Consider the following 1190-nt stretch of genomic DNA (forward strand, 5'->3'; position numbering starts at 1 on the left):
CAAACTGGACGTACTCGTGACGACTTCATCCTATGCAAATAAAACGGCTTTTGCAGGAATGATTGTCAATCTTGCAGACTCAAGCGCTTATCAAGCTGATTCTACCAATCTGGATATAAACCATGAATCTCGTGATCTAGCCTATGTTATGTATACATCTGGAACGACTGGAAAAGCAAAAGGTGTCATGGTAAGTCATGCGAATCTCATTAATTACACAGTTGCGATGATCCAAAAAATTAACCTTACATCGACAGATGAAACGGCTTTATTATCCTCCTATGCGTTTGATTTAGGCTATACAACCATTTATACGGCATTACTGAGCGGGATTACGTTACACATCGCTTCTGAGAGCACCTATAAGGATCCAAACAAATTAGTATCATTCATTGGGAAGCATTGTACGTATGTTAAAATGACCCCTTCGCTGTTTTCTGTGATGATGCAATCCGATGAATTAGATACCTTCCTGCAAACAGGAAAACTTCGTTTACTAATCCTAGGTGGAGAACCATTAAATCGGAACGATTTAACACATTTTTTTGCCAAGGATACAGAAAATAAGATTTGTTTTATGAATCACTATGGACCAACCGAAACCACGATCGGTTGTATGGCAACGGAAATCGATCGACAAGAAATGATAGAGCATGGAGTCATGAATATAATCGGAAAACCATTAGCAAATGTCAAAGCCTATATGTTGGACCCACAACAAAACCTTTGCCCAATCGGAGTAAAAGGGGAGCTGTATGTGAGTGGAGTGGGAGTAGCACAAGGATATTTGCATAATCGAGAATTAACCGAAGCGAAGTTTCTTGATAATCCTTTTGAGCCAGGAGAGCGGATGTATCGTACTGGAGATCTTGCCCGATTCTTGCCAGATGGGAGAATTGAATTTTTAGGACGAATCGATAACCAAGTGAAAATCCGAGGCTATCGTGTTGAGCTAGGCGAAATTGAGCATCAATTGCGAAAGCAACCACAGGTATCAGAAGCCACAGTATTCGTTAAAGATGAGGCAGACGAAAAATTATTAGTAGCCTATTTCGTAGGGGAACAGGAGCTCGACATCGCTTCTATTCGAGATGGAATGAAGGAAGGACTACCGCATTATATGATTCCAACTTATTTCGTCCAAGTAGAGAAGATGCCATTGACGAGGAATGGGAAACTGAATAAATATG

General features: G+C 40.5%; 1 protein-coding gene. It reads left to right on the plus strand.

Annotation, left to right across the window (positions count from 1 at the left end; translation table 11 throughout):
• A partial coding sequence (locus RVS70_RS21500) for an amino acid adenylation domain-containing protein (RefSeq protein ID WP_321134757.1) occupies nt 1–1190 on the plus strand: 1190 nt, incomplete at both ends.

The sequence above is a fragment of the Virgibacillus sp. M23 genome (assembly GCF_034190895.1).
GTDB lineage: Bacteria > Bacillota > Bacilli > Bacillales > Amphibacillaceae > Virgibacillus > Virgibacillus salarius.